The organism is Rhodovulum sp. P5 (genome assembly GCF_002079305.1).
Taxonomy (GTDB): domain Bacteria; phylum Pseudomonadota; class Alphaproteobacteria; order Rhodobacterales; family Rhodobacteraceae; genus Rhodovulum.
In genome coordinates this window covers 2,938,564-2,959,813 of the sequence record NZ_CP015039.1, presented here as the reverse complement: position 1 = coordinate 2,959,813, position 21,250 = coordinate 2,938,564, and the positions used below count along the sequence as shown (strand labels likewise).

The window sequence follows — 21,250 nt, the reverse complement described above, 5'->3', positions numbered from 1 at the left end:
TCAAGGGAATGCACACCGACTACCAGTTCAGCTGCTCGATCCCCTGGAACGACACGGTGCCACCGGCGTCGAACACGATTGTCCCGGCCGCATCCTCGCTGAGGATCGCGAATCCGTCCCCGTCGCTGAGGATCGAATCCCCCCCGTCGATGGTGGCAACCCAGCCATCGCCGATGATGTCCTGCCCCGAAACGGTGATCGTGCCGCCCGCGCTGCCCATGTCGATGATGTCGGTCCAGCCGTTGCCGCCGCCGACAACGCTGTCGGCGCCCTGTCCGGCCAGGATCAGGAACGTATCGTCGCCGTCATCGCCCTGCATCGTGTCATCGCCAGCCCCGCCGACGAAATAGTCGTCACCGGCATTCCCGGTCAGATCGTCCGCCCCGTCGCCGCCATACAACTGGTCGTCGCCGGTTCCGCCGATGACCGTGTCATCGCCGCCGGCCGAGAACATCACATCGTCCCCGTCATTGCCGTTGATCACGTCGGCGCCGTCGCCGCCCAGCACGATATCGTTGTCGGTTCCAACTCCGGCGAAGGTGTCGCCACCGTCATTCAGCGTTGTGACATCGTAGTCGACGCCGTTGAAGCGGAGCGTTTCGACATTCGAGATCGTGTCGCTGCCTTCGTCCAGGCCATCGGCGGTATCGGTGTCGGTGATCTGCAATGTCCCGGTGACGGAATCGTAGGCGAAGGTGAAATCCGACGCGTCGCCGCCGAAGATGACCCTGTCGGCCCCGTCGCCGCCATCGATCCAGTCATCGCCGATGCCGCCCGCCATCGTATCGTCGCCGTCGAGCCCGTATATCACGTCGTCGTTCGCGGTAGCGCCAATTGCGTCGCCCGACGTCGTGCCGTGGCTGAAGGTGACATCCTCGCTGATGCTGTAACCGGTGTCGCTGGAGGCCTCGATCGTCACGGTATAGGTCTGCACGGCAGACCCGTTGAACGCCGTCGGGGCGTTGTTCGTGTACCAGTCGAAACTGGTTGAGTTGTCGGACACCAGGACATCTTCGTCGCCGTCGCTGTCGAGGTCGGCAGACATCACCCCGTCGCCCGCGCTCAACCCGCTGACCGCGACACCACCGCTGCTGAAATCGGCGACCTCTGCGGTGCCGGTGTTCATGTAATAGATCTTCACGCCATCCGCATTGGCGAGCCCCAGGTCCAGGTCGCCGTCACCGTCCAGATCGATCAGCACGGGGTCGAGATTGGCCACCGTAAGGCCCGACAGGCCGAACGGGTTGGTCACAGGGTCGGCATAGGTCGGGCTCTCGGCCGTGCCGGTGTTCTCGTAATAGCGGACCGAACCGTCAAGCTGACCGACGAAATAGTCCAGATCGCCATCGTTATCGAGATCGGCAAAGACCCCGCGATAGTTGTCGTCGTTGTCGTCGATGGCGAACGGGTCTTCGACAGGGGCGGCAAAGCTGGCCGAAGTTGCGGTGCCGGTGTTTTCGAAGAAGAACAGCTCATCGTCTTCTTCCTGCACAAGGATGTCGATGTCGCCGTCATTGTCGATATCGGCAAGCTGGACCGAGACCGGATCGCTGCCCGCGATCAGGTCGTCCATCGTCTGGCCGCCGATCAGGAAATAGCTTTCTCCGCGGTTGACGAAATCGGGCGAGGTCGCGGTGCCGACGTTCTCAAGGAAATAGATGTTGCCATCGGCATCGCCCATGACCGCATCAAGATCCCCGTCGCCGTCCAGATCGGCAAAGTCGCCCGAGATGTTGGTATCGGTGAACGAAACACCGTCGAACCAGTCCGCCGGGGTGTTGGTCGCGCCCCAGCTCATCCCGCCCGCGATCTTCAGAGAGATCTCGCCGGTGGCGCTGTCCATCGTGAACAGGCCCGAGGCGTCGGTCATGGTATAGGTGATGTCGCCCGACGTGTCGTGCAGGCTGGCGGTCGCGGCCGTGGCCGTCACGCCGGGGGTGGCGCCCATCAGGCTCCATCCCGTGAAATCGATGCTTTCCCCGCTGAGCAGGCTCATATCCGTACTGGAATAGACGGTCCCGCCAAAGCTGAACCGCTCGGCATCCGTCACCGTATCGGTGCCCTCATCGCCATCGGCGGTGTTCAGGTCGGTGATCGAGAAGGTGCCGCCGCCAAGGTCTACGATGGCGAAATCCGCGACATCACCGGCCCAGACCACGGTATCGGTACCGTTGCCGACGTCGATGACATCATCGCCTTCGCCGCCTTCGATCGTGTCGTCGCCGTCCCCCCCGTTGATCGTGTCATCGCCGGCCCCGGCCGAGATGTCGATCCCGGTGGTATTGGCCGTGCCATCGACCAGATCGGCCCCGGAACCGAGCCTGACTTCCTCGATCCCGGTAAAGGTGGCCGTGTACACACCGTCGGTGAACGTACCGTCGGTATCGTTGCTGAAGGTCACGGTCAGATCGTCGGTCACGGCAGAGGCATCGACGACGTCCCAGTCGATCCCGGTCGAGGCGTTTCCGCCGCCGATGATGATATCGTTGCCGAAGTCGTCCTCGATGACAAAGGTGTCGGCATCTTCCTCGCCCGACATGATGTCGTTGCCGGTGCCGCCGATGATGGTGTCGGCGCCATACCCTGTCCAAACAAGGTCATTGCCGGCCCCGGCATCGACATAATCGTCACCGGACACGTTGGCGCCATAGATGTCGTCGATCTGGTCGTCGCCGTCGCCGCCGTAGACGGTGTTGTTCCCGTCCCCATAATTGATCGTGTCGTTGCCAGCGCCGCCCGATAGGACGTCGTCCGATCCGTCGAGATCGGCGAAGATCTTGTAATCGACATCCACGCGGTCATCGGCAAGATAGACATTGGTGACCGGGCCGGGGCTTATGAAGGAATCGAGCGAAATCGACTGGATCGGTTTGCTGCTCAGCAGGTCTGCATCGGCACCGGTGCTCTGGGGCGGTGCTAGGTACAGCCTGCCGTCCGTGGTCTGCACGACGACCGCCGTAAACGACCCCGTCGTCCCGTCGGTGAAGGTCACCGTGGCGGAATAGCTTTGCAGGGAGTCGATGACCTTGTCGACGCCGTCTACCGTGAAGGTCTCTGGCGTCCCATCGTCGTCATCTTCGATCTTGCCGTCACCGTCGACGTCGTCGCCCGAAGCCTCCATGATCTGGGTGTAGAGTTCGCTCCCGACCCCGCCATAGGTGCCCAGCAGGTCATTGGGGCTCTCGCTGAGGCCGTTATGTTCGTCCGTATCGACATCTGCCGCCGTGCCGAGATAGATCACCGACCAGGTTTCGCCCTGAGTGCCATCGCCGCCGATGCCAACGGAGCCGACGACGCCGCCCTCGATCACGTCGTCGCCCATGCCGCCGAAGATCGTGTCGGCGCCCATCCCGCCGGTTATGCTGTCATCGCCCGCGCCCGCCGCGATCAGGTCGCCGCCATCGTCGCCGTCCAGCGTATCCGCCGCGTCCGAGCCCAGCAGGATATCCGCCGTCGCGGTGCCGTTTTCACCTTCCGAGGCCAACAGGGCATCGGCGGTCGTCACGGTCGCATCGGCGAAGGCCACCCGCTCGATCCCGCTCAGCGTGTCGGTGCCCATCTGCGTGGGCACGTCGTCCTGCACCACAAGATCGCCGGACCCGTCGAGAGAGAAGCTGAAATCGCCAATCGACGCGTCGAATACGGCCGTCTCGAAACTGTCGCTGCCGGTGATCAGGTCATTGCCCGACCCGCCCTCGAACGTGCTGCCAAGGCTGGCAGCCACATCCATGTCCTGAAGCGCGGTATGTACGTTCCCGGTATCCGCACCCGACACGGTCAGGTCGAGGGAATGGACCCCGGTTTCCTCGTAGAAGATCACCTCGATCACATGCTCGCCGGACGTCAGAACGTGGTCGTCAACGATATTCCAGGCCGAGTGGTTGCCATCATTATCGATGACCAACTCTCCGTCGATGAACAGCATCGACCCATCGTCGGAGGTCAGCGAGAATTCGTAGGTCCCGGCGGTGGTGACCGTCAGGGTCGTGGTGTATTTCACGCCGAAGGTCTGACCATCTGTCCCATGCGCGCTTTCCAGCGCCGCGACGTCGATCGCATCCGTCACGCCGGTCGCCACCGGGGTCAGCAAACTGGCGCCCCGGTCGTTGAAACCGGCCTCTGCAAGGCTCGTCAGGGACGCCGCGGCATCGTCCAGTTCGTAGAATTCGTAGACGAACGCGCTTGTCGTGCTGTTCTCCAGCCCGGTGATGGTGTCGTCGCCCGCCCCCCCGGTGATGGAGGTTTCGGTGACACCTGTATCGGTAAAGCTGACCCCGCCATCGGCCAGCGTAAGATCCTCTGCCGTGTCGTCCACGGTGATGGTGAACGCCTCGTCATAGGTTTCGCCTTCCGCATCGGTGGCGGTCACGGTGACGCTGACGCTGGTCTCCGTTTCGAAGTCGAGGCTTTCGCCGTCTTTCAGCTTCAGCGTATTGCCGACGACCTCGAACCGGGCATCGTCAACCGACCAGTCGACGGTGTCCCAGGAATCCGCATCGGTCACCGACAGGGTGCCGATGCTGGCGGCGGTGTCGTTCTCGGCCACGTTGCTGGAGGACAGCGAAATATCGGTCGGCGCGCTGTTGATCGCATCGGCCGCATCCAGCGTGACATCGGCGAACTGAAGAATCGGCGCGCCGGAGATCAGGTCGGTGCCGTCATCGCCGTCGCCGCTATTGGTGTCGGTCACCGTATAGGTGCCATCGCCATTGTCGGTAACCGTGTAATCGGCCCGGTTGCCCGAGAACACGACGGTGTCGATGGTTTCGACCTCGATCCAGTCGTCGCCTGCGCCGCCGGTCACCGTATCAGTGCCGGTGCCCGCATGAATCGTGTCGTCGCCCGCGCCGCCGGTCAGAGAGTCATCGCCGCTTTCGCCAAAGAGGATGTCGTTGCCGTCGCCGCCATCGAACACCTCATCGCCCAGCGTGCCGGCGATGATGTCATGGCCCGCGCCGCCCGTCACCGTTCCGGAGGAAACCGTGACCGTATAGGTCGCGTCGGCGAACTGGATATATTCGACATTCGACAGGAAGTCGGTGCCTTCGTCCAGCCCGTCGCCTGTATTGGTGTCGACCAGCGTCAGGTAGGTTGAGAAGACGTTGAAGTCGATCTCGAAGTCACCGACATTGCCGGAATAGACGACCGTGTCGGTCCCGATGCCGCCCTCGATGAAGTCTTCCCCGGCGCCGCCCTCGATCGTGTCGTCCCCGTTGCTGGCGAGGATCAGGTCGTTCGCAGCCGTCCCGGTGAGGCTGTCATTGCCCGTGGTGCCAAGCTTGAACGTATAGTCGATATTGTGGAACCGCCCGATCTCGACATCGTAGAGCGTGTCGGTGCCGTTATCGAACACGTAAAGGTCAAACGCGTTGTCGACGGTGATGCTGCCATCGCCGTTCAGCGTGAAGATATGGTCTTCGACATCGGCTTCGAAATGGGCCTTGTCGGTGCCATCCCCGCCGTAAAGCGTGTCGTCGCCGTCGAACCCGCCAAGATAGTCGTCGCCCAGACCGCCATAGAGCACGTCGTTGTCGTCGTTGCCGTAGAGGTAGTCGTTGCCAGCTTCGCCATAGAGCGTGTCATTGCCCGCATGGCCGTACAGAATGTCCGTCCCGTCACCGCCATAGGCGATGTCGTCGCCGTCGCCGAGGCGAATATTGTCATAGCCCGCTCCACCGGTGACCGTGTCGGTGCCCGCGCCGGTCAGAATGCTGGACCCGGTCGTCTGGATTTCGATGTCATAGTCGAAATCGTCGGTGGTGATCGATGTTTCCGCCACGCCGGTATCGGTAAAGCTTCCCCCCCCCGTCAGGGTCAGGTTTTCGGCCACGTCGACAATCGCGATGTCGATCTGTGTCGGTGACGAGTCTTCGAAAGCATCCGACGCCTTGACATAAATCGTGCGGGTGGCCGCATCGGTTTCATAGTCGAAGCTCGCGCCGGTCTTCACCCGGATCTCGTCGCCCACGATCTCGAACTCTGAATTGGCGACCGGCGTGCCGCCGGAATCGGTGATCGTATAGGTGATCGGGTCGCCGTCGGCATCGGTCGCGGTCAGCGTCACCACGACATCGCCCGCCACGGCGTCCTCATAGACCGTTCCGCCAGAGGCGACGCTGGGCGCGTCCGGCGCGGTATTCCCGCGACGCGCGATTTCGTCGGCGATATCGGCCGCGGTATAGGTCGTCCCGTTGAAGTCGAAGATCTCGATGTCCGAAACCAGGTCGGTGCCGTCGTCGCCATCCGCCGTATTGGTATCGGTGATGGTGAAACTGCCACCGCCATTGTCGACCAGATCGTAATCTGCAAGATCGCCCGAGAAGACCGCCGTGTCGGTGCCAGAGCCGCCGTCCAGCGTATCATCGCCTTCCCCGCCGGTCAGGGTGTCATCGCCCGTCCCCCCGGTGATCGCGTCGTCGCCCGCACCGGCATCGATATCCACGCCAACGCTGTCGGCCCCGGCATTCAGGGTATCGGCCTGATCGGTCAGGGTGACATGCTCGATCTGCGAGAATGTGGCCGTGTCGCTGCCGTCGGTCAGCGTGCCTTTCTCGTTGCCGGTATAGGTGACGGTGACCCCTGCGGTCAGCGCCGACAGGTCCAGCGTGTCGTCGTCATTGCCGGTCTCACCGCCCTGGATCGTATCGGCGCCGAAGCCGTCCTCCATGATGATCGTGTCGGCATCCGCGTTGCCGGTGATGGAGTCCGCGCCGGCACCGCCATAAAGCACGTCATCGCCGCTACCGCCCTCGACAAGGTCGTCGCCCGCGTCGCCGTAAACGGTATCGTCGCCCGCGTCGCCGCCGACCTCGTCATCGCCGATGCCGCCATAGATCAGGTCGTCCCCGGCATCGGCATAGATCTCGTCCGCGCCTGCGCCCCCATAGATCGTGTCGGCGGCCAACCCGGCCCAGACCGTGTCATTGCCCGCGCCTGCGTCGACCTCATGACCGACGGTGTCGGAGCCCGAGGTAAAGAAATCCGCCTGGTCGGTCAGGGTGAACCGCTCGACCTCGTGGAAGGTCAGGGTGTCGCTGCCATCGTTGACCGTGCCCTCTTCGCTGGCATCGTAGTGAACCGTGACCCCGCTGGTCAGCGCCGACAGGTCGATCCGGTCGCCCAGCGTCTCGCCGCTTTCGCCGCCGATGATCGTGTCGGCGCCATAGCCGTCCTCGACAACAAAGGTATCGTCGCCGTCATTGCCGAGCAGACTGTCGGCCCCGGTGCCACCGGCAATCGTGTCGTCGCCGGACCCGCCGGCCAGCGTATCGTTGCCGCCACCGCCCTGCACATCGACCGCCGCCGCGATGGCGCTTGCATCGAAATCGTCGGCCTGATCGGTCAGAACGAAATCTTCGATCTCGGAAAAGCTGAGCGTGTCGGAACCATCGGTAACGGTCCCGGCCTCTGCGCCGCTCAGCACCACCGTCACGCCCGAGGTCAGGGCGGACATGTCCAGCGTGTCGTCATCGGTGCCGGTGCTGACACCCTCGCCGCCCGTGATGGTATCGGCGCCGAAGCCATCCTCGACAAGGAACGTATCCCCGTCGTCGCCCCCGACCAGCGAGTCGTTCCCCGCCCCGCCGGAAATCGTGTCAGCGCCCTCGCCCGCATCGACCGTGTCGTCGCCCGCGCCCAGATCGATCGAATCCGCGCCGCCCCGCGCGACGATGCTGTCATCGCCGTCCCCGCCCAGGATCGTGTCATCGCCATCGCCGGTGTCGATCGTGTCGTTGCCCGCGCCGCCGTCGTAATACCGGTCGGTCGCGCCCACGCCGTAGGCACCAAGAATGTCGTCATAGGCAGAGCCGACAACAGATGTCATGCCGCCATAATCCAGGAAATAGACATCCCAGTCCGCAAGCGAGGCATCGAAGGTTCCGCCCACGCCAGAGGGCCCCTCGAACCCATCCACGTTGGCAAAGGTCAGCGTCTCGCCCCCCGCCGATGTCGCAGTCCCGCCCGTGCCGGAGGTAAAGACGATGTCGACCGCGGTCGTGACCGCAAAGAAGCTCAGATACTCGGTATAGCTGCCCCCATCCTGGACGATCTCATCGCCGCCGAAATCGATCACGTCCCCGTCGAACCCGTCGGCCACATAGAAGGAGTCATAGCCGGTGCCGCCCAGCATCGTGTCCGCCCCGGCCCCGGTATAGAACGTGTCGTCGCCCGCCCCGCCCAGAAGGCTGTCGTCGCCCGCCCCGCCGATCAGACGGTCATCGCCCGCACCGGCATCGATCGTATCGGCCCCGGACCCGCCAACCAGCGTGTCGTCGCCCGCGCCCGCCGAGACATCCAGCCCCACGCTGTCCGCCCCGCCATAGACCGCATCTCCGCCATCGGTCAGGATCAGCCTCTCGACCTCGGAGAAGGTGATGGTGTCGCTGCCATCGGTGATCGTCCCGGCCTCGTCGCCGGTATAGGTCACCGTCACCGGCCCGGTGAGCGCCGAGAGGTCGATCACGTCGTCGTCGCTGCCGCCCTCGCCACCGGTGATGGTATCGGCGCCAAAGCCATCTGCGATCAGGAACGTGTCGGATCCCGCGCCACCGATCAGGGTGTCGTCCCCGGCGCCGCCGGTCAGCGTGTCGTCGCCCGCCGCGCCGACCAGGCTGTCGGCGCCGGCGCCGCCGTCGAGGTCCCCGCCATCCGCATGGGCGGTGATCGTGTCATCCCCGGTGCCCCCGGTGATCGAGGTCTCCGCCACGCCTGCATCGGTGAAGCTGACGCCCCCATCGGCGAGCGCGATATCCTCGGCCACGTCGCCCACGGTGATCGTGAAGGCCTCGTCATAGGTCGCGCCTTCGCTGTCCGTCGCGGTGACCGTGACGGTGACATTGCCGGCCTCGTAATCCAGGCTGTCGCCCGCCTTCAGCTTCAGCGTGTCGCCCACCACCTCGAACCGGGCGTCGTCGACCGACCAGCTCACGCTGTCCCAGCTGTCGGGATCGGTGACGGTGAGCGTGCCGACCGTCGCGCCGGCGTCGTTCTCGGTCACACTGCTGGCCGAGAGCGCGATATCGGTCGGCGCGTGGTTGAGCGCATCCGCCAAGGCATGGCTGCCATCGTCGAAGACCAGCGTCTCGATGCCGGAGATGAGATCCGTGCCGTCCGGCCCGTCGACGGTATAGGTGCCGTCGCCGTTGTCCGTGATGGTGTACTGGTCCCGGTCGCCCGAGAAGATCGCCGTGTCACTGCCGCCCGCGCCGATCAGGGTGTCGTCCCCGGCCCCGCCGGTCAGCGTGTCATCGCCCGCCGCGCCGATCAGGCTGTCCACGCCCGCGCCGCCCGAAAGGTCCCCACCATCGCCATGGGCGGTGATCGTGTCGTCGCCGGTGCCGCCGGTGATCGAGGTCTCCGCCACGCCCGCGTCGGTGAAGCTGACCCCGCCATCGGCCAGCGCGATATCCTCCGCCACGTCCCCCACGGTGATCGTGAAGGCCTCGTCGTACGTTGCGCCCTCGCCATCGGTCGCGGTGACCGTGACGGTGACATTGCCGGCCTCGTAATCCAGGCTGTCCCCGGCCTTCAGCTTCAGCGTGTCGCCGACGACCTCGAACCGCGCGTCGTCGACCGACCAGGCGACGCTGTCCCAGCTGTCGGGATCGGTGACGGTCAGGGTGCCGACCGTGGCGCCGGCGTCGTTCTCCGTCACGCTGCTGGCCGAGAGCGCGATGTCGGTCGGGGCGTGGTTGAGCGCGTCGGCCAAGGCATGGCTGCCATCGTCGAAGACCAGCGTTTCGATCCCGGAGATGAGATCCGTGCCGTCCGGGCCGTCCACCGTATAGGTCCCGTCGCCGTTGTCGGTGATCGTGTAGGCGTCCCGGTCGCCCGAGAAGATCGCGCTGTCGCTGCCGCCCGCGCCGATCAGGGTGTCATCCCCGGCCCCGCCGGTCAGCGTGTCGTCGCCCGCCGCCCCGGTCAGGCTGTCCGCCCCGGCGCCACCGTCGAGGTCCCCGCCGTCGCCGTGGGCGGTGATCGTGTCGTCGCCGGTGCCGCCGGTGATCGATGTCTCCGCCACGCCCGCATCGGTGAAGGCCACGCCCCCATCGGCGAGCGCGATATCCTCCGCCACATCCCCGACGGTGATCGTGAAGGCCTCGTCATAACTGGCCCCCTCGCCGTCCGTCGCGGTGACCGTGACGGTGACATTGCCGGCCTCGTAGTCCAGGCTGTCCCCGGCCTTCAGCTTCAGCGTGTCGCCGACGACCTCGAACCGGGCGTCGTCGACCGACCAGGCGACGCTGTCCCAACTGTCGGGATCGGTGACGGTCAGGGTGCCGACCGTGGCGCCGGCGTCGTTCTCCGTCACGCTGCTGGCCGAGAGCGCGATGTCGGTCGGGGCGTGGTTGAGCGCGTCGGCCAAGGCATGGCTGCCATCGTCGAAGACCAGCGTTTCGATGCCGGAGATCAGATCCGTGCCATCCGGCCCGTCGACCGTATAGGTGCCGTCACCATTGTCGGTGATCGTGTAGGCGTCGCGATTGCCCGAGAAGATCGCGCTGTCGCTGCCGCCCGCGCCGATCAGGGTGTCATCCCCGGCCCCGCCGGTCAGCGTGTCGTCGCCCGCCGCCCCGGTCAGGCTGTCCGCCCCGTCGCCGCCCGAAAGGTCCCCGCCATCCGCATGGGCGGTGATCGTGTCGTCGCCCGTGCCGCCGGTGATGCTCGTCTCCGCCACGCCCGCATCGGTGAAGCTGACGCCCCCGTCGGCCAGCGCGATATCCTCGGCGACGTCGCCCACGGTGATCGTGAAGGCCTCGTCGTATGTCGCGCCCTCGCCGTCCGTCGCGGTGACCGTGACGGTGACGTTCCCGGCCTCGTAATCGAGGCTGTCCCCGGCCTTCAGCTTCAGCGTGTCGCCCACGACCTCGAACCGCGCATCGTCGACCGACCAACTCACGCTGTCCCAGCTGTCGGGGTCGGTCACGGTCAGCGTGCCGACCGTGGCGCCCGCATCGTTCTCCGTCACGGAGCTGGCCGAGAGCGCGATGTCCGTCGGCGCGTGGTTGAGCGCATCGGCCAGCGCATGGCTGCCGTCGTCGAAGACCAGCGTCTCGATGCCGGAGATCAGGTCGGTCCCGTCCGGCCCGTCGACGGTGTAGGTCCCGTCGCCGTTGTCGGTGATCGTGTAGGCGTCGCGATTGCCCGAGAAGATCGCGCTGTCACTGCCGCCCGCGCCGATCAGGGTGTCGTCGCCTGCGCCGCCGGTCAGGGTATCGTCGCCCGCCGCGCCGACCAGGCTGTCCGCCCCGGCGCCGCCGTCGATGTCCCCGCCATCGGCATGGGCGGTGATCGTGTCGTCGCCGGTGCCGCCGGTGATGCTCGTCTCCGCCACGCCCGCGTCGGTGAAGCTGACCCCGCCATCGGCCAGCGCGATATCCTCCGCCACGTCCCCCACGGTGATCGTGAAGGCCTCGTCGTACGTTGCGCCCTCGCCATCGGTCGCGGTGACCGTGACGGTGACATTGCCGGCCTCGTAATCCAGGCTGTCCCCGGCCTTCAGCTTCAGCGTGTCGCCCACGACCTCGAAGCGCGCATCGTCGACCGACCAGCTCACGCTGTCCCAGCTGTCGGGGTCGGTCACGGTCAGGGCGCCGACCGGGGCGCCGGCGTCGTTCTCGGTCACGGAACTGGCCGAGAGCGCGATGTCGGTCGGGGCATGGTTGAGCGCGTCCGCCAGCGCGTGGCTGCCATCGTCGAAGACCAGCGTCTCGATGCCGGAGACCAGGTCGGTCCCGTCCGGACCGTCGACGGTGTAGGTGCCGTCGCCATTGTCGGTGATGGTGTAGGCGTCCCGGTCGCCCGAGAAGATCGCACTGTCACTGCCGCCCGCGCCGATCAGGGTGTCATCGCCCGCGCCACCCGTCAGCGTGTCGTCGCCCGCCGCGCCGATCAGGCTGTCCGCCCCGGCGCCGCCGTCGATGTCCCCGCCATCGGCATGGGCCGTGATCGTGTCATCCCCGGTGCCGCCCGTGATGCTCGTCTCTGCGACCCCGATGTCGGTGAAGGCCACGCCCCCATCGGCGAGCGTCAGGTCTTCGGCCACGTCCCCCACGGTGATCGTGAACGCCTCGTCATAGGTCGCGCCCTCGCCATCGGTCGCGGTGACCGTCACGGTGACATTGCCGGCCTCGTAATCGAGGCTGTCCCCGGCCTTCAGCTTCAGCGTGTCGCCCACGACCTCGAACCGGGCATCGTCCACCGACCAGCTGACGCTGTCCCAACTGTCGGGATCGGTGACGGTCAGGGTGCCGACCGTCGCGCCCGCGTCGTTCTCGGTGACGCTGCTGGCCGACAGCGCGATGTCGGTCGGGGCGTGGTTGAGCGCGTCCGCCAAGGCATGGCTGCCATCGTCGAAGACCAGCGTCTCGATGCCGGAGATGAGATCCGTGCCGTCCGGCCCGTCGACCGTGTAGGTCCCGTCGCCGTTGTCGGTGATCGTGTAGGCGTCGCGATTGCCCGAGAAGATCGCGGTGTCGGACCCGCCCGCGCCCTCAAGCGTGTCGTCCCCGGCGCCGCCGGTGAGCGTATCGTCGCCCGCGGCGCCCACAAGGCTGTCGGCCCCGGCGCCGCCCGAAAGGTCCCCGCCATCCGCATGGGCGGTGATCGTGTCATCCCCGGTGCCCCCGGTGATCGAGGTCTCCGCCACGCCCGCATCGGTGAAGCTGACGCCCCCATCGGCGAGCGTGATATCCTCGGCCACGTCGCCCACGGTGATCGTGAAGGCCTCGTCATAGGTCGCGCCTTCGCTGTCCGTCGCGGTGACCGTGACGGTGACATTGCCGGCCTCGTAATCCAGGCTGTCGCCCGCCTTCAGCTTCAGCGTGTCGCCCACCACCTCGAACCGGGCGTCGTCGACCGACCAGCTCACGCTGTCCCAGCTGTCGGGGTCGGTGACGGTCAGGGTGCCCACCGTCGCGCCCGCGTCGTTCTCGGTGACGCTGCTGGCCGAGAGCGCGATATCCGTCGGCGCGTGGTTGATCGCGTCGGCGAGCGCGTGGCTGCCATCGTCGAAGACCAGCGTTTCGATGCCCGAGACCAGGTCGGTGCCATCCGGGCCGTCGACCGTATAGGTCCCGTCGCCGTTGTCGGTGATCGTGTAGGCGTCCCGGTCGCCCGAGAAGATCGCGGTATCCATCCCATCGCCGCCTGAGATGGTATCATCGCCCGCGCCGCCGGTCAGGGTGTCGTCGTCCGACCAACCGCTCAGCGTGTCCTGACCGTCGCCGCCCGACAGAACGTCATCACCGAAGGATCCCTGAAGGTCGTCGTCACCGGCCTCCCCCAGCAGGGTATCGTCCCCGCTTCCCCCAGACAGAAGATCGTTGTCGCCGCCGCCGACAAGGCTGTCGTTCCCGTCGCCGCCACTCAGCGTGTCCTGCCCGGCATCGCCGGCAAGCGTGTCGTCCTGATCCCCGCCATGGAGGAGATCGTCGCCATCGCCACCGACAAGGCTGTCCGCCCCGTCGCGCCCATAGAGGGTGTCGTCGCCCTCACCGCCGGTGAGCGTATCCGCCCCCTCCTGCCCGTCCAGGAAATCGTTGCCCGCATCGCCGGACAGGCTGTCGTCCCCCATGGCCCCCAGAAGGCTGTCGGCCCCGTCGCCCCCGGACAGGGTGCCACCGTCGTCATGGGCGGTGATCGTGTCATCCCCGGTGCCGCCGGAAATCGCCGTTTCGGCGACACTGATATCTGTGAACGCCACGCCGCCATCGGCCAGTTGGATCGTTTCCGCTGCATCCGTGACCGAGATCGTGATGGCGTTCGGGGCGGATGTCTCGAACGCGTCGGACGCTGTCACATAGAGCGTCAGGCTATCGGCCGTCTCGAAATCGAGGGGCGCGCCCGCCTTGACGCGCAGCTCGTTGCCGACGATCTCAAAGAAAGAGGACGTCACCGGCGTGCCGCCCGCATCGGTCAGCGTGTAGGTCAGCGCATCGCCGTCGACATCCGTCGCATCCAGGGTCGCGGCGACCGTCCCGGCCGTGGCATCCTCGACAACCGTTCCACCGCTGGCGATGCTGGCAAGCCCCGGCGCGGTATTGGCCTGACGGGCGGCTTCGGTCGCAATCTCCGCCTCGGAATAGGTCGTGCCATCGAACACGAAACTCTCGACATTCCGGACCGTATCGCTCCCGTCATCGCCATCGGCCGCGTTCAGGTCGGTGATCGTGAACGTGCCCGCCCCGTCATCGACAATCGCATAGTCCGCCAGCGGTCCGGAATAGACCGCGGTATCGGTGTCGTCCCCGCCGTCGATGGTGTCATCCCCGGTACCGCCCACAAGCGTGTCGTCCCCGGCGCCCCCGTCCAGCGTGTCGTCCCCGGCCTCCCCGGCCAGGACATCGCCATAGTCGTTGCCCTCAAGGCTGTCGGCGCCGTCCCCGCCCAGCAGCGTATCGACGCCAAGCCCGCCGATCAGGGTATCGTCCCCCGCTCCGCCGTCGAGACTGTCATTCCAGGTGCCTCCGTCGAGGCTGTCGTTTCCGTCCCCGCCAAGCAGCGTATCCATACCGTCCCCGCCCAGCAGCGTATCGTTGTCCGCGCCGCCGTCCAGAACGTCGTGATAGGTCCCGCCATCCAGCAGGTCGTCGCCCGCGCCACCGCTCAGCGTATCCTTGCCGTTCTCACCGAACAGGCTGTCGTCCCCGTCTTCACCGCTCAGGACATCGTCCCAGCCACCACCAAAAAGGCTGTCGGCGCCATCGCCGCCGGTCAAAGTGTCCTTGCCGGCATCCCCGAGCAGCGTATCGTCGCCCGCGCCCCCGTCGAGGACATCGAACCCCGTGCCACCGGCGATCTCATCGTCACCGGCCCCGCCACTCAGAACGTCCCCGTCATCGCCCCCTTGCAGGGTATCGTTTCCGGCCCCGCCAATCAGGGTATCGTGGCCCGCCCCGCCGTCGATGTCCCCGCCATCCGCATGGGCGGTGATCGTGTCGTCGCCGGTGCCCCCGGTGATGGAGGTCTCCGCCACGCCCGCATCGGTGAAGACCACGCCCCCATCGGCGAGCGCCAGGTCTTCGGCCACGTCGCCCACGGTGATCGTGAAGGCCTCGTCATAGGTTACGCCTTCGCCGTCGGTCGCGGTGACCGTGACGGTGACGTTCCCGGCCTCGTAGTCCAGGCTGTCCCCGGCCTTCAGCTTCAGCGTGTCGCCCACGACCTCGAACCGGGCATCGTCGACCGACCAGGCGACGCTGTCCCAACTGTCGGGATCGGTGACGGTCAGGGTGCCGACCGTCGCGCCGGCGTCGTTCTCCGTCACGCTGCTGGCCGAGAGCGCGATGTCGGTCGGGGCATGGTTGAGCGCGTCCGCCAGCGCGTGGCTGCCATCGTCGAAGACCAGCGTCTCGATGCCGGAGACCAGGTCGGTCCCGTCCGGACCGTCGACGGTGTAGGTGCCGTCGCCATTGTCGGTGATGGTGTAGGCGTCCCGGTCGCCCGAGAAGATCGCACTGTCACTGCCGCCCGCGCCGATCAGGGTGTCATCGCCCGCGCCACCCGTCAGCGTGTCGTCGCCCGCCGCGCCGATCAGGCTGTCCGCCCCGGCCCCGCCCGCGATGTCCCCGCCATCGTCATGGGCGGTGATCGTGTCGGCGCCGGTGCCGCCGGTGATGGAGGTCTCCGCCACGCCCGCATCGGTGAAGGCGACACCCCCATCGGCGAGCGTCAGGTCTTCGGCGACGTCGCCCACGGTGATCGTGAAGGCCTCGTCATATGTCGCGCCTTCGCCATCGGTCGCGGTGACCGTGACGGTGACGTTGCCAGCCTCGTAATCGAGGCTGTCCCCGGCCTTCAGCTTCAGCGTGTCGCCCACGACCTCGAAGCGGGCATCGTCGACCGACCAGGTCACACTGTCCCAGCTGTCGGGATCGGTGACGGTGAGCGTGCCGACCGTGGCGCCCGCGTCGTTCTCGGTCACGCTGCTGGCCGACAGAGCGATATCCGTCGGGGCGTGGTTGAGCGCGTCCGCCAAGGCGTGGCTGCCATCGTCGAAGACCAGCGTCTCAATGCCGGAGATCAGGTCGGTGCCGTCCGGCCCGTCGACGGTGTAGGTCCCGTCGCCATTGTCGGTGATGGTGTACTGGTCCCGGTCGCCCGAGAAGATCGCCGTGTCACTGCCGCCCGCGCCGATCAGCGTATCATCGCCCGACCCGCCGGTCAGCGTATCGTCGCCCGCCGCGCCGATCAGGCTGTCCACGCCCGCGCCGCCCGAAAGGTCCCCACCATCGCCATGGGCGGTGATCGTGTCGTCGCCGGTGCCGCCGGTGATGCTCGTCTCCGCCACGCCCGCGTCGGTGAAGCTGACGCCCCCATCGGCGAGCGTCAGGTCTTCGGCCACATCGCCCACGGTGATCGTGAAGGCCTCGTCATAGGTCGCGCCCTCGCCGTCCGTCGCGGTGACCGTGACGGTGACATTGCCGGCCTCGTAATCCAGGCTGTCCCCGGCCTTCAGCTTCAGCGTGTCGCCGACGACCCCGAACCGCGCGTCGTCGACCGACCAGGCGACGCTGTCCCAGCTGTCGGGATCGGTGACGGTCAGGGTGCCGACCGTGGCGCCGGCGTCGTTCTCCGTCACGCTGCTGGCCGAGAGCGCGATATCCGTCGGGGCGTGGTTGAGCGCATCGGCGAGCGCATGGCTGCCATCGTCGAAGACCAGCGTTTCGATGCCGGAGATGAGATCCGTGCCGTCCGGCCCGTCCACCGTGTAGGTGCCGTCGCCGTTGTCGGTGATGGTGTAGGCGTCCCGGTTGCCCGAGAAGATCGCGGTGTCCGTCCCGCCCGCGCCGATCAGCGTATCATCGCCCGACCCGCCCGTCAGCGTGTCGTCGCCCGCGGCGCCGACCAGGCTGTCCGCCCCGTCGCCGCCCGAAAGGTCCCCGCCATCGCCATGGGCGGTGATCGTGTCGGCGCCGGTGCCCCCGGTGATGGAGGTCTCCGCCACGCCAGCGTCGGAGAAAGCCACGCCCCCATCGGCGAGCGCGATATCCTCGGCAACATCGCCCACGGTGATCGTGAATGCCTCGTCATAACTGGCGCCCTCACCATCGGTCGCGGTCACCGTGACGGTGACGTTCCCGGCCTCGTAGTCCAGGCTGTCCCCGGCCTTCAGCTTCAGCGTGTCGCCCACGACCTCGAAGCGCGCGTCGTCGACCGACCAGCTGACGCTGTCCCAACTGTCGGGATCGGTGACGGTCAGGGTGCCGACCGTGGCACCCGCGTCGTTCTCGGTCACCGAACTGGCCGAGAGCGCGATATCGGTCGGCGCGTGGTTGAGCGCGTCGGCCAAGGCGTGGCTGCCATCGTCGAAGACCAGCGTCTCGATGCCGGAGATGAGATCCGTGCCGTCCGGCCCGTCGACGGTGTAGGTCCCGTCGCCATTGTCGGTGATGGTGTAGGCGTCCCGGTCGCCCGAGAAGATCGCGGTGTCACTGCCGCCCGCGCCGATCAGCGTGTCGTCCCCGGCCCCGCCGGTGAGGGTGTCGTCGCCCGCGGCCCCCACAAGGCTGTCGGCCCCGGCCCCGCCCGAAAGGTCCCCGCCATCCGCATGGGCCGTGATCGTGTCATCGCCGGTGCCGCCGGTGATGGAGGTCTCCGCCACGCCCGCATCGGTGAAGCTCACCCCGCCATCGGCCAGCGCGATATCCTCCGCCACGTCGCCCACGGTGATCGTGAAGGCCTCGTCGTACGTTGCCCCCTCGCCGTCCGTCGCGGTGACCGTGACGGTGACGTTCCCGGCCTCGTAATCGAGGCTGTCCCCGGCCTTCAGCTTCAGCGTGTCGCCCACGACCTCGAACCGGGCATCGTCCACCGACCAGCTGACGCTGTCCCAACTGTCGGGATCGGTGACGGTCAGGGTGCCGACCGTCGCGCCCGCGTCGTTCTCGGTGACGCTGCTGGCCGAGAGCGCGATATCCGTCGGCGCGTGGTTGAGCGCGTCGGCGAGCGCGTGGCTGCCATCGTCGAAGACGAGCGTCTCGATGCCGGAGATGAGATCCGTGCCGTCGGGGCCGTCGACCGTGTAGGTCCCGTCACCGTTGTCGGTGATGGTGTACTGGTCCCGGTCGCCCGAGAAGATCGCGCTGTCGCTGCCGCCGGCGCCGATCAGCGTGTCATCGCCCGCGCCGCCGGTCAGGGTATCGTCGCCACCCGCGCCGGTCAGACTGTCCGCCCCGGCCCCGCCGTCAAGATCGCCGCCATCGTCATGGGCCGTGATCGTGTCATCGCCCGTGCCGCCGGTGATCGAGGTCTCCGCCACCCCCGCATCGGTGAAGCTGACGCCCCCATCGGCGAGCGCGATATCCTCGGCGACGTCCCCCACGGTGATGGTGAAGGCCTCGTCATAGGTCGCGCCCTCGCCGTCCGTGGCGGTGACCGTGACGGTGACATTGCCAGCCTCGTAATCCAGGCTGTCCCCGGCCTTCAGCTTCAGCGTGTCGCCGACGACCTCGAAGCGCGCATCGTCGACCGACCAGGCGACGCTGTCCCAACTGTCGGGATCGGTGACGGTGAGCGTGCCGACCGTCGCGCCGGCGTCGTTCTCGGTCACACTGCTGGCCGAGAGCGCGATATCGGTCGGCGCGTGGTTGAGCGCATCCGCCAAGGCATGGCTGCCATCGTCGAAGACCAGCGTCTCGATGCCGGAGATGAGATCCGTGCCGTCCGGCCCGTCGACGGTATAGGTCCCGTCGCCATTGTCGGTGATCGTGTAGGCGTCCCTGTTGCCCGAGAAGATCGCACTGTCGGACCCGCCCGCGCCGATCAGCGTGTCGTCCCCGGCCCCGCCGGTCAGGGTATCGTCGCCCGCCGCGCCGATCAGGCTGTCCACGCCCGCGCCGCCCGAAAGGTCCCCACCATCGCCATGGGCGGTGATCGTGTCGTCGCCGGTGCCGCCGGTGATCGAGGTCTCCGCCACGCCCGCGTCGGTGAAGCTGACCCCGCCATCGGCCAGCGCGATATCCTCCGCCACGTCCCCCACGGTGATCGTGAAGGCCTCGTCGTACGTTGCGCCCTCGCCATCGGTCGCGGTGACCGTGACGGTGACATTGCCGGCCTCGTAATCCAGGCTGTCCCCGGCCTTCAGCTTCAGCGTGTCGCCGACGACCTCGAACCGCGCGTCGTCGACCGACCAGGCGACGCTGTCCCAGCTGTCGGGATCGGTGACGGTCAGGGTGCCGATGCTGGCTCCGGCATCGTTCTCGGTCACGCTGCTGGCCGACAGCGCGATGTCGGTCGGGGCGTGGTTGAGCGCGTCCGCCAAGGCATGGCTGCCATCGTCGAAGACCAGCGTCTCGATGCCGGAGATGAGATCCGTGCCGTCCGGCCCGTCGACCGTGTAGGTCCCGTCGCCGTTGTCGGTGATCGTGTAGGCGTCGCGATTGCCCGAGAAGATCGCGGTGTCGGACCCGCCCGCGCCGATCAGCGTGTCGTCCCCGGCCCCGCCGGTCAGGGTATCGTCGCCCGCCGCGCCGATCAGGCTGTCCACGCCCGCGCCGCCCGAAAGGTCCCCACCATCGCCATGGGCGGTGATCGTGTCGTCGCCGGTGCCGCCGGTGATCGAGGTCTCCGCCACGCCCGCGTCGGTGAAGCTGACCCCGCCATCGGCCAGCGTGATATCCTCGGCCACGTCGCCCACGGTGATCGTGAAGGCCTCGTCATAGGTCGCGCCTTCGCTGTCCGTCGCGGTGACCGTGACGGTGACATTGCCGGCCTCGTAATCCAGGCTGTCCCCGGCCTTCAGCTTCAGCGTGTCGCCCACGACCTCGAACCGGGCATCGTCGACCGACCAGCTGACGCTGTCCCAACTGTCGGGGTCGGTGACGGTCAGGGTACCCACCGTGGCGCCCGCGTCGTTCTCGGTCACCGAACTGGCCGAGAGCGCGATGTCGGTCGGCGCGTGGTTGAGCGCGTCATCGAGGGCGCGTGTCCCGTCACCGAAGTCGAGCCATTCCACATCCGTGATGATGTCGGTCCCGTCGGGTCCGTCCACCGTATAGGTCCCGTCACCGTTGTCGGTGATGGTGTACTGGTCCCGGTCGCCGGAGAAGATCGCGGTGTCGCTGCCGCCGGCGCCGATCAGCGTATCATCGCCTGCCCCGCCGGTCAGCGTATCGTCGCCCGCCCCGCCCACGAGGCTGTCGGCCCCGGCGCCGCCATCCAGGTCGCCGCCGTCGTCATGGGCGATGATCGTGTCATCCCCGCTGCCCCCGGTGATCGAGTTCTCCGCCACGCCGGTGTCCCGGAAGACCGTGCCGGTGTCGGACAGGCGCAGATCCTCGGCCATGTCCTCCACCGTGATGGTGAAGGCCTCGTCGTAACTCTCCCCCGCGGCGTCGGTAGCGGTGATCGTCACGGTCACGGCGCCGGCCTCGTAGTCGAGGCTTTCGCCGGGTTTCAGCTTCAGGGCATCGCCGACGACCTCGAACCGCGGATCGTCCACCGCCCAGGTGACACTGTCGAACCTGTCGGGATCGGTGACGGTCAGGGTGCCGACCGTGGCGCCCGCGTCATTCTCGGCCACCGAACTGGCCGACAGCGCGATATCGGTGGGGGCGTGGTTCAGCGCCTCCTCGGACGGGCGCGCCGTGCCGCCGGGCCCCGCGACCCCGTCGACATCCTGCAGCGGCACCCGATAGGCGAGGCTGCCACCACCGCTGGTCGATCCGCCCCCGTCGCCGTGGAAAAGCGTCGACAGCAGGCTGTCGCCCGACTCCGCCAGGACGGTCACGGTGTCGGGGAGCGCCGTGCCGCCCGTGACGGAAAAGCTTGCCACATCGGTCCAGTCGACCTCGATGACCCGGTCGGGGGCGCCCGCGTCGCCCCCCGCGGCGGGCATCGAGACCAGCTCGAGCGTGGCGTTGCCGATATCGGGCGCGGCCACCCGCAACGGGCCCGTCGCGTCATCCTCTGCCAGCAGATCGCCCAGCGGCGCAAAGTCGTACCGCACCGTGCCCGACAGCGCCGCAAAGGTCGCCGCCTTGCCCGCGGCGATGTCATGCTCGCCGCTGCTGCGCAGATCGACCTTGTGCGACAGCCCCGGAACCGGCTCGCCATCGGCCTCCATATCCCGCAACAGCGCCCGCCAGCCGGATCGATCGACGATTTCCAGGGGACGCTCGGACTCGTTCTTCATGCTCGTTGACCCGCGAAACCGACCTCCGCGCACAAGGGGATCGAGCCCTCGACAGACGGCGACGTGATGGATTGAGTTGACACAGCCTATCGCCGCTTCCCGGCCGAAATTTGG

Annotated in this window: 1 protein-coding gene; it reads right to left on the bottom strand. The window is 67.1% G+C overall.

The features are described 5' to 3' along the window. Positions 1 to 19: 19 nt before the first annotated feature. Positions 20 to 21,136, bottom strand: coding sequence for a PA14 domain-containing protein (locus RGUI_RS22435; protein ID WP_081534067.1), 21,117 nt, complete (start codon positions 21,134 to 21,136; stop codon positions 20 to 22). Between the last annotated feature and the right edge of the window lie 114 nt (positions 21,137 to 21,250).